Here is a 9,459-nt window from a genome sequence, read left to right on the forward strand (position 1 = left end):
CGTCAAACAACTTGACAGAAACCGTGGTTGCTCGTGAGACTGCTCCGCGCGGACACACCGCCCAGTCCCCTGCAACCCGGCAGGGCCATCGCGAGGAGGCGACGGAATGGTGACACCCACCGTGTCGACGACAACACCCACCACTGAACGAGACCGTGCCCGGCGACGCCGCTCCGCCGGTTTCGTCGCGGCGTTCGGCAGCATCCTCGTGGGCTATGACACCGGCATCATCGCTGGCGCCATGCTCTTCATCACTCCTGAGTTTGATCTCGACGCCATCAAGACAGGACTCATCATCACCAGCATTCTGATCGGTGCGGTGATCGGTAGCGTCGTCTCGGGATGGGTCGCGCAGTCCCTCGGGCGCAAGCGCACGCTGGTCATCAGCGCAGTGATCCTCGCCGTGGCAGCGATCGGCATGGCAGCGGCGCCGAACTACGTTCTGCTGCTCGTCGCGCGGTTCGTCGCGGGACTCGGCGTGGGCGCGGTCGAAGCCACCGTGCCGACGTTCCTCTCCGAGCTGGCGCCGACGAAGTCGCGCGGACGGCTGGCCACGAACAATCAGCTGATGATTGCACTCGGGATCCTGATCGCCGGCGTCATCAATCTCTTCTTCTCGCAGGACCTTTCCTGGCGGTTCTCCCTCGGAATCGCCGCGCTCCCTTCGCTCGTGCTCTTCGTCCTGCTGCTCCGGCAGCCCGAGACCCCGCGCTGGCTCATGCTCCGCGGACGCCGCGACGACGCCCGCACGGTGCTCGATGGCCTCCTGCCCCCGACCGAGGCGGCGATCGCCTTCCGGGAACTCGACGAGGTCAACGCGCTCGAAGGGCGTCGAAGCGAACCGACCGGCGAGCGTGGCGTGCTCTCGATGGGCGCGCTCGTGCGGTCTCGTGGCCTTCGTTCGGTTCTCGCCGTCGCGGTCTTTTTCGCGATGCTGCAGCAGCTCGTAGGTATCAACTCGATCCTCTACTACGCTCCAACGATCCTCGAGAAGCTCGGATTTGGCACGAACGCCGCACTGGTCAACACTGTCGGGTTCGGACTCTTGTCCGTCACCGCGACCCTGATCTCGGGCGCGATCGTCGACCGGGTCGGCCGGAAGCCGTTGCTCATCGGCGGATCGATCATCCTCGGCGCGGCGATGCTCGTCGTCGCGGTCGTCTTCGGAACGGGCTGGTTGACGCTCCCGGGTCAGATCCTCGCCCTTGTCGCGCTGGCCGTGTTCAAGGCCGGCTACTCACTGACGTGGGGTCCCGTTATGTGGGTGATGCTTCCCGAACTGTTCCCACTCTCCGCCAGGAGCGCCGGCGTCTCGATCGCAACCTCCGCGAAGATCGCCGTCGAGCTGGTCTTCACCTTCGTCCTGGCGCTGCTCCTCGCGTCGAACGCCACGGTCATGTACATCGTGTTCGCCGTCTTCGGAGCCGTCGCCGCTGTCTTCGTCTGGCGGAAGATTCCCGAGACGAAGGGACGCAGCCTCGAGGAGATCGAAACGTCTTCGAACACCACACTTCCCTGACAGCTCCGCCTACTCGCCCGGTGCGTCGATCTCGGCGCACCGGGCAATCACCGCATCCGCAAGGGTGACATCCGCGACGAGCGTGCCCACGAGACCGCCCCGGGCTGCCGCGATCGTGGCATCAGCGCGATGTTCCCCGTAGCTCGTAGCGATGCGTCTCCGCGCCGTTCGGAGCTGCTCGAGGGACGCGCCGATGATCCGCTCATCGAGGAACTCGGGTACCGGTGCCCCGGACTGGTCGTACATCCGCCCCCCGATCTCGCCAACAACACCGCGGTCGCGTGCCCGGGTGCGGATGCCTGCTGGGAGTGTGTCGAAGATCGTGGAGCCGCCCGCCGCCCAATTACCCACTGACACGACCGCCACGTCGAGCCGATCGTGCAGCGCGAGCGCTGTCCGGATGCTCGACTGCTGACGAAGGGTCTGCGCGGTGTGTGCGTCGCCGACGAACAACGGCGCGAAGATCGGGAACGCCCGGCCAGCGCTGACCTGCGCCGCCCGGAGCAGCAACTCGAATGTTCCGGGCATCCCGGAGACTCCTTCGACATGACCGCCGAGTTGCACGAGCGAGCACCGCGCGAGCGACTGGAGCTGCTGGACCATCGAGATCGTCGCGCGGCTCCAGGTGAGCCCGACGACGTCTCCCTCGGCGACATCGTCCTCAAGTTCCCGAGCGAGTATCCGCCCCAGTTCTTCCACCACCGTAGCCGGGTCGATCGGTGTCACGACGACGGCGCGTTCGATACCGAGCACCGCGGCGAGACGCTTCGAGAGATCGTGGTCTATGCCGCTCGGAGCGGTGATCCGGATGTGCACCATCCCGTTCGCCTTCGCGACCGCGAGGAGACGTGCGACTTGGTAACGGGACAATTGCAGGTCCGCAGCAATGTCGACCTGCGCCCGCTCGTCGAGGTAAAACGCTCGCGCCACTCGCCCCGCGAGCACGAGCTCATCCGCCGCACTGAGCGCGGAGCCATCGCTGCCCCTCGGTCCTACCGGCGGCCTACCACGTCGTCCCACAGCACAGACATTAGCCGCATTTGCGGTGAATATGACCAGCAATGGTGCTTCTGTGTCGTCATCGAGTGACTGCGAAGGAGCGTCGACATGGCCATCACCGAAGCCGGTACCGAGCTACGGAACTGGGCGGGCAACCAGACGTTTAGTGCGCGACGGGTGCACCGTCCGACGACCGTCGAACAAGTGCAGGACCTTGTCGCCGGGTCTCCGCGGATTCGGGCGCTCGGTTCCCGACACTCGTTCAACCGCATCGCTGACGGAGAGGTCCTCCTCGAGACGGTCGCACTGAACCGCCCGGTAGAGATTGACTCCTCGAGCCGCACCGCACGCGTGTGCGCCGGCGAACGCTACGGCGCAGTCGCAGCAGAACTGGAACGAGCGGGCTGGGCGCTCGGCAACCTCGCTTCATTGCCGCACATCACCGTCGGCGGCGCGATCGCTACTGCCACGCACGGATCCGGAGACCGGAACCCGACTCTCTCGGCGGCGGTATCAGCGGTCCAGATGGTGACGGCGGACGGAGAACTGCGCTCCGTCCGTCGCGGCGCGGACGACTTCGACGGGATGGTCGTCGGTCTCGGAGCGCTCGGTGTGATCACCGAGGTCACCCTCGACCTCGTTCCCTCCTTCCGGATGCGGCAGGACATGTACCGGGGTCTGTCTTGGGACCGGCTGCTGTCCGAATTCGACGACATCACCGCCGCGGGACACAGTGTCAGCATCAACCCGGATTGGAACGGCGACGACGGCGCGATCCGGGTCAAGACTGTCGTCCACGACGACTCTGCTCCTGTTGCTTTGACCATCGCTGGCGCGGAGCGCACGACCACCGGCCTCCCGGACGTGCCCGGAGCTACCGACCGCACCGGCCGTGTCGGCCTGTGGCACGACCGGCTCCCGCACTTCGGGATCGATCACGCTCCGAGCTTCGGCGACGAGGTGCAAAGTGAGTGGCTCCTCGCCCGAACGGACGCCGTGGCGGCACTCGATGCTCTTCGGTCGCGCGGCCCCAGACTGACCCCTGACCTCATCTGGTCGAGCGAGGTCAGGACGATGTCCCTTGACCCGCTCTGGCTCAGCGGCGCACATGGCCGCGACACGGTGGGCATCCACATCACCTGGAAGCAACGGCCCGAGGCGGTGAACGCGGCGATCGTCGCGATCGAGGCGATCCTCGCTCCGTTCACCCCGCGCCCGCACTGGGGAAAGCTCAGCGCGCTCCCCGCCGCGGACGTTCGCTCGGCATACCCCCGATTCCCGGACTTCATCCGGCTCCGGGACCAGCTCGACCCAGAACGCACCTTCACCAACGCCTGGCTCGAGCAGCTACTCGAACCCTGACCATCCATCAACCCGAACAAGGAGCCAGTGACGATGACGACACCGAGCACCACCGCAACCAAACCCACCTCCGTCCGCACCGTGGCGATTGCCAGCTTCGTCGGCGCACTCATGGAGTGGTACGACTTCTTCCTCTTCGGCACCGCCTCCGCAGTGGTGTTCGCACCACTGTTCTACCCGGGCGACGACCCAGCCACCGGCACCATCGCAGCCTTCGCGACATTCGGCATCGGATTCGTCGTCCGCCCCCTCGGCGGGATCATCTTCGGCCACTTCGGCGACCGCGTCGGACGAAAGTCCATGCTCGTTCTCACCCTGAGCATCATGGGACTCGGTACCGCCGCGATCGGCTGCCTGCCCACCTACGACAGCATCGGACTCTGGGCACCGACGCTCCTCGTGATCTGCCGACTCCTGCAGGGCCTCGGCATTGGCGGCGAATACGCTGGCGCCGCTCTCATGGTCGTTGAACACGCTCCCGCGAACCGGAAGGGATTCTGGGGGAGCCTCCCGCAAGCTGCCTCACCCGGCGGTATCTTGCTCGGCACCGGGGCGTTCGCACTCGTCAGCTCGTTCGGACAGGATTTCCTCCTCGGCTGGGGCTGGCGGCTGCCGTTCCTGCTGTCGTTCGCCCTCCTCGCAGTCGGCCTCATCATCCGCCTCAAGGTAAGCGAAAGCCCCGAGTTCGAACGAGCACGCGCCCGCCGCGAAGCGACCAACGAGGCACCCAAGATCCCGCTCGTGACGGTGCTCCGCAAGTACCCCGGGAACCTGGCACTCGCGTTCGGCGCGCGCCTCGGCGAGGCAGTGTCATCGAACGTCATCAACGCCTTCGGCATCTACTACGTCTACAAAGTCGTCGGGATGTCATCGCAGGTCGGGCTGTACGGCATGCTGATCGCGTCTGCACTGAGCTTCTTCGCGGTCCCCTTCTACGGGTGGCTGTCAGACCGCGTCGGCCGCAAGCGCATCTACATGACCGGGGCGATCCTCGGCGCCGTCCTCGCCTTCCCGATGTTTTGGCTGTTCAACACCGGCCAAGTCGGAGCCGCGATCCTGGCGTTCTGCCTGCTCTACGTGCTGGTCCCGTCGATGATGTTCGCGGTGCAGTCCGTGTTCTTCTCCGAACTCTTCGGCACCGACGTGCGCTATACCGGACTCTCCCTCGCCTACCAGTTGTCCTCCATCGTCGGCGGGTACGTGCCGACGGCAGCCACCGCACTCCTGCTCGTGCTCGGTGGCGACCCATGGCTCGTCGCCGGAGGATTCACGCTCACCTGCGTCATCGCCGCCGTCTGCGTGTTCTTCGCCAACGACGTCTCCGGCATGACTGGATCCATCGGAACCCGCCGCACACGTCGTCAACGCACTAGCCGCCGCGAGCCTGAGATTGCGCAGTGACCACCCCCACCGATGAAGCCCAGGACCGACTAGGGCCAGAAGGGACGAGTGAGCTACGGCTGGTGGCGGGGAACAGGAGGGACTGCTGTAGGTTCGGATGGGGCGGAGCAGACCGATGACGTCGTGCACTCCTGCCAGGAGCAGCCCCATCCCGAGGTGTGAAGCGCCCTCGGGGGTGAACTGCGGGATCGTGGCGACGTAGAACGCGCCGATTTTTGGGTTGAGCAGGTTCGCGTCCACGCCCCGGTGAGGAAGCTCCGCCACAGCGGCATCAGGGGAGCCGCCTGGTCGAGAGTGACGGGCTCGTGGCGGAAGCTGCGGACGATGAGTATGACGCCGAGGTAGGCCATGTACCCCGACCCGACGATCGTCAGTGCACGGTAGACCAGCTTGGAAGCAGCCAACAGCGTGGCCGCACCGACCGCGGCGGCAGCACCCCAGGCCAGCGCGCCGACGCTCACCCCGAGCGCCGTGACGGCTGCGTGGCGGTGCGATTGCGTCAGTGCCGAGCGGAGCACCAGCTGGTGTCCAGGCCCGGAATCACGGTCAGAACGGCAGCAACAGCGGCGAACCCGAGGAGCGCAGTGTGATCGTCACCCCACCCCGATACGAGGGAAGCTGGTCGGGATAACCGATCACCGATCACCGATCGAACAGTTCTCGCTGGGACTGCCCGGTTCCTCGAGATCTCGAGGCGTGCATGCGAGTAGCTGTGCACTTTCCATGGGCCAGCCATGTGCTCTCTTACGGAACCCAAATTCTGCACATCTCAATTTGCACAGGTACCGCTCTACGGTTCTGCCCATGACGAAGCCCAAGCTCACTCCCAAGCGCCGCCGCCGCACGCTCCTCCTCGGGTCGAGCCTGCTCCTCGCCGCCGGCATCGCCCTCGCCGGCTGTGCCGCGACCGGATCCACCTCCTCGAGCCTCAACTCCTCGTCCAGCAGCAGCTCCTCGTCGACCTCGACGGTCGCAGCAGCGTCGACCGAGGTCACCGAGTCGGACGCGGACACGACCGAGGAGACCATCGACGACACCACCGCCGCAGTGAAGGCGTTCCTGGCCACACTCAGCGACGAGCAGGTCGAGGCCGTCACCTACGACTACGACGACGAGACGAAGACCACGTCCTGGTCGAACTTCCCCGTCACGTTCGTTCAGCGTGCTGGCCTCAACGTCGCGGACCTGACCGAGGAGCAGCAGGTCGCTGCAATGCAGGTACTCGAAGCGCTCCTCAGCGACGACGGCTACCAGCAGGTCGTCGACATCATCGGCGGCGACCAGTACCTGAAGGACAACAGCAGCAGCACCGAGGACTCCCTCGGCCAGTACTACATCGCCTTCTTCGGCGACGCGTCCGACAACAGCGCCTACGAGGTCCAGTTCGGTGGCCACCACCTCGGCATCAACGCCACCCTCGACGGCTCCTCGGACGCGATCACCTTCGCCCCCACGCACCTCGGCATGCAGCCGGCCATGTACAAGAACTCTGACGGCGACGAGGTGCAGACCTTCGGGAGCATCTACGAGGACGCATTCGCGTTCTACGACAGCCTCACCACCGAGCAGCAACAGACCCTCACCTCCGGCGAGGTCACCATGTGCGCCCCCGGTGACACCTGCGACTACACCACCGGAACCGGACTCTCCGGATCCGACCTCACCGACGAACAGCGCAAGCTCCTTCTCGATCTGATCGCCAACTGGTCAGGCATGGCCGATGCCCAGAGCGCCGCCACCACCCGTGCGGAAATCGAGGCAACCCTCGACGACACCGTCATCGCCTGGTCCGGCGAGACCACGTACGACATGTCGAGCGGCGACGGCATCAACTTCTCCATATCCGGCCCGAACGTCTACCTCGCGTTCCAGTCACAGAACGGATCCGCCGGCGCCGACATCGACGGTGTCAGCACCTCCGGCTGGGGGCACGTCCATACCATCTACCGCGACCCGTCCAACGACTACGCCAACAGCGTCGAGCAGCAGGCAGCGAGCAGCGGCGGACCCGGCGGCGGTGCCCCCGCTGACGGAGGCCCGGACAACAGTTAGCGCTTCGCGCCCCGCGAGGCGGCGGACGCGCGACCCGCGTCGGCCGCCTCGTGATCGTGATCTCAGTGCCGGCGTCGACTGCGGTACCGGTGCACGGCATCCAGATTCCCGCAACGCGCCGAACAGTACGCGCGGCGACAGTTCTTGCTGATGTCCACGTACACGTTCCCGCAGCCCTGACGTGCGCACGTGCCGAGCCGCTCACCGCCGGCTTCCACGACGAAGACCGCGAGACCACCGGCGGTCATCGCCGTGACACGACCGACGAGGTCGCCGTCGGGGGAAGCGAAGTGCAGGTGCAGGGGTAGCCCATCGTGTTCGGCGATCGAGACCGTCCGCACGCTCTCAGCGAGCAACTCGTTGACCGACGTCACCCGTGCGGCAGTCTCCGTCGCCGTGAACACCGACCGCAGACGGCTGGCGAGCTGGATCAGATTGGCGGCGGTAGCAGCATCGACGACCGCTCCCCGGACGAACGCTTCACGCAGCACCTGTTCGACGGCGCGGTCGGTCCAGCCACCGTCCTGGGGCAGGTTCGCCAGGTCACGAGCGAGGTGGACCCCGACGAGGGTGTCATGGTTGAACGGCACAGACCCATGACAGCACACTGACGAGATCATCGGAACGGACCGGAGGACTCGGAAGCAGCCATGGAGAGCACCCTGGGGAACATCACGCCAAACGACCGCGAGGTCATCCGAGCTGCAGCGCAGCAGCGGGCACTGGTCGCGGTGGTCGCGACACAGGTCCTCGGCGGAGCCGGCCTCGCCGCGGGAGTCACCGTCGGCGCGCTGCTCGCGGAGGACATGCTGGGCGGCGACGCGGCCGCAGGCCTGCCTGCCGCGGTGCTGACCCTCGGCTCCGCGATCACCGCGTTCATCGTCGGACGAGTGAGCAACCGGTACGGACGACGCCCCGGGCTCAGTGGCGGATTCCTGGCCGGAGGGGTCGGCGCGATCGGTGTCGTCGTGGCTGCCCGCCTAGACAGTCCAGCGTTGCTGTTCGCTTCACTGCTGGTCTACGGCGCAGGGACGGCAACGAACCTGCAAGCGCGGTACGCCGGCACCGACCTCGCCCCGGCACACCGCCGCGCGACCGCGGCCAGCGTGGCAATGGTGTCGACCACGCTCGGCGCGGTCGTCGGCCCGAACCTCGTCGAGCCGATGGGAAGACTCGCGAACTCCTGGGACATCCCCCCACTCGCCGGACCGTTCATCCTCGCCGCGGCCGCGTACCTCGCGGCAGGCATCGCACTGGCTCTCCTCCTCCGACCGGATCCGCTGCGACTCGCCCGTCAGCTCGGCGCGACGGAAGCGGGAACCGTCCACGATGCAGCGACGCCCACGATTCGCCGCACACGCCCCGGAGTCGTGGCCGGAGCGCTGACGATGGTGGTCGCACAGATCGTGATGACCGGCGTGATGACGATGACCCCTGTGCACATGCAGATGCATCACCACGCGCTCTCGGCGGTCGGGATGGTCATCGGTGTCCACATCGCCGCCATGTACCTGCCGTCGCTGGTCACCGGAGCCCTCGTCGACCGCGTCGGAACCACCACGATGACGGTTGCTTCCGGAGCCGCGCTCCTGCTCTCAGGCATCGCGGGAGCGACGCTGGGTGCCTCCGTTGCTGCATCGATGATGACGCTGATCCTGCTCGGTCTCGGGTGGAACTTCGGGCTCATCGCCGGTACCGCGATGATCATCGACGCGACCACGCCTGACGAGCGCGCGAAGGTGCAGGGCAGCGTCGATGTCCTCATCGCCATCGCGGGTGCGAGCGGCGGTGCGCTCTCGGGGATTGTCATGGCGGCAACGACGTACAGCGGGCTGACGATCGCCGGTGCCGTGCTCGCGCTGCTCTCGCTCCCCGCCGTCATCATCGTCCGACGACGACACGCGTGAGCACACGATGCTGCCCAGTTCGGTCTTCCGATGCTTTATCCGCTAGCCGCCCGATGCGCTCACTGCCCGCCGGCGGGACTGCTGCAGGTTCGGTTGACTCGTTCGTTCAGGCCGCGAGTGCGACCTGTGGGTTGATGATCGTCTCGTACTCGACCGGGGTCAACTTCCCCAGACCGCGTTGCCGTCGTTTCCGGTGATAGGTCGCCTCGATCCAGGTGA

Annotated in this window: 8 protein-coding genes; 5 read left to right on the forward strand and 3 right to left on the reverse strand. The window is 66.4% G+C overall.

The window, feature by feature from the left end:
• Window positions 1-106 precede the first annotated feature (106 nt).
• Window positions 107-1,519 (forward strand): sugar porter family MFS transporter, encoded by a 1,413-nt coding sequence (locus DEJ23_RS14900; RefSeq protein ID WP_111241018.1) that lies wholly within the window; start codon window positions 107-109, stop codon window positions 1,517-1,519.
• Window positions 1,520-1,528: 9 nt separating this feature from the next.
• Here the strand turns inward: DEJ23_RS14900 and DEJ23_RS14905 are convergent, their stop codons facing one another.
• Window positions 1,529-2,464, reverse strand: coding sequence for a sugar-binding transcriptional regulator (locus DEJ23_RS14905; protein ID WP_111241019.1), 936 nt, complete (start codon window positions 2,462-2,464; stop codon window positions 1,529-1,531).
• A 162-nt stretch (window positions 2,465-2,626) separates the two neighbouring features.
• Between DEJ23_RS14905 and DEJ23_RS14910 the strand changes: the two genes are divergently transcribed.
• Together DEJ23_RS14910 and DEJ23_RS14915 are read left to right on the forward strand one after the other, a co-directional pair.
• Complete coding sequence (locus DEJ23_RS14910) at window positions 2,627-3,880, forward strand: FAD-binding protein (RefSeq protein ID WP_111241020.1); 1,254 nt, start codon at window positions 2,627-2,629, stop codon at window positions 3,878-3,880.
• Window positions 3,881-3,913: 33 nt separating this feature from the next.
• Entirely contained in the window at window positions 3,914-5,281 is a 1,368-nt protein-coding gene (locus DEJ23_RS14915) for an MFS transporter (protein ID WP_111241026.1), read from the forward strand.
• A gap of 53 nt (window positions 5,282-5,334) precedes the next feature.
• Here DEJ23_RS14915 and DEJ23_RS16095 read toward each other — a convergent pair whose 3' ends face one another.
• Entirely contained in the window at window positions 5,335-5,799 is a 465-nt protein-coding gene (locus DEJ23_RS16095) for a LysE family transporter (RefSeq protein WP_181429289.1), read from the reverse strand.
• 286 nt (window positions 5,800-6,085) lie between these two features.
• On the opposite strand from DEJ23_RS16095, the gene DEJ23_RS14925 reads away from it, so the two are divergent.
• Entirely contained in the window at window positions 6,086-7,333 is a 1,248-nt protein-coding gene (locus DEJ23_RS14925) for a DUF3500 domain-containing protein (protein WP_111241022.1), read from the forward strand.
• Between the two features lie 62 nt (window positions 7,334-7,395).
• On the opposite strand, the gene DEJ23_RS14930 is transcribed toward DEJ23_RS14925, so the two are convergent.
• Entirely contained in the window at window positions 7,396-7,923 is a 528-nt protein-coding gene (locus DEJ23_RS14930; RefSeq protein WP_111241023.1) for a CGNR zinc finger domain-containing protein, read from the reverse strand.
• 60 nt (window positions 7,924-7,983) lie between these two features.
• On the opposite strand from DEJ23_RS14930, the gene DEJ23_RS14935 reads away from it, so the two are divergent.
• The gene (locus DEJ23_RS14935) at window positions 7,984-9,240 is read left to right on the forward strand and encodes an MFS transporter (protein ID WP_111241024.1); all 1,257 of its coding nucleotides are present in this window, start codon (window positions 7,984-7,986) and stop codon (window positions 9,238-9,240) included.
• The last annotated feature ends 219 nt before the right edge of the window (window positions 9,241-9,459 follow it).

It is taken from the genome of Curtobacterium sp. MCSS17_008 (assembly GCF_003234185.1).
Taxonomy (GTDB): domain Bacteria; phylum Actinomycetota; class Actinomycetes; order Actinomycetales; family Microbacteriaceae; genus Curtobacterium.

Excerpts from the sequence above, each read along its gene's own strand:
- DEJ23_RS14925 (WP_111241022.1), top strand. The coding sequence starts at position 6,086 with ATGACGAAGCCCAAGCTCACTCCCAAGCGCCGCCGCCGCACGCTCCTC.
- DEJ23_RS14935 (WP_111241024.1), top strand. The coding sequence starts at position 7,984 with ATGGAGAGCACCCTGGGGAACATCACGCCAAACGACCGCGAGGTCATC.
- DEJ23_RS14915 (WP_111241026.1), top strand. The coding sequence starts at position 3,914 with ATGACGACACCGAGCACCACCGCAACCAAACCCACCTCCGTCCGCACC.
- DEJ23_RS14900 (WP_111241018.1), top strand. The coding sequence starts at position 107 with ATGGTGACACCCACCGTGTCGACGACAACACCCACCACTGAACGAGAC.
- DEJ23_RS14910 (WP_111241020.1), top strand. The coding sequence starts at position 2,627 with ATGGCCATCACCGAAGCCGGTACCGAGCTACGGAACTGGGCGGGCAAC.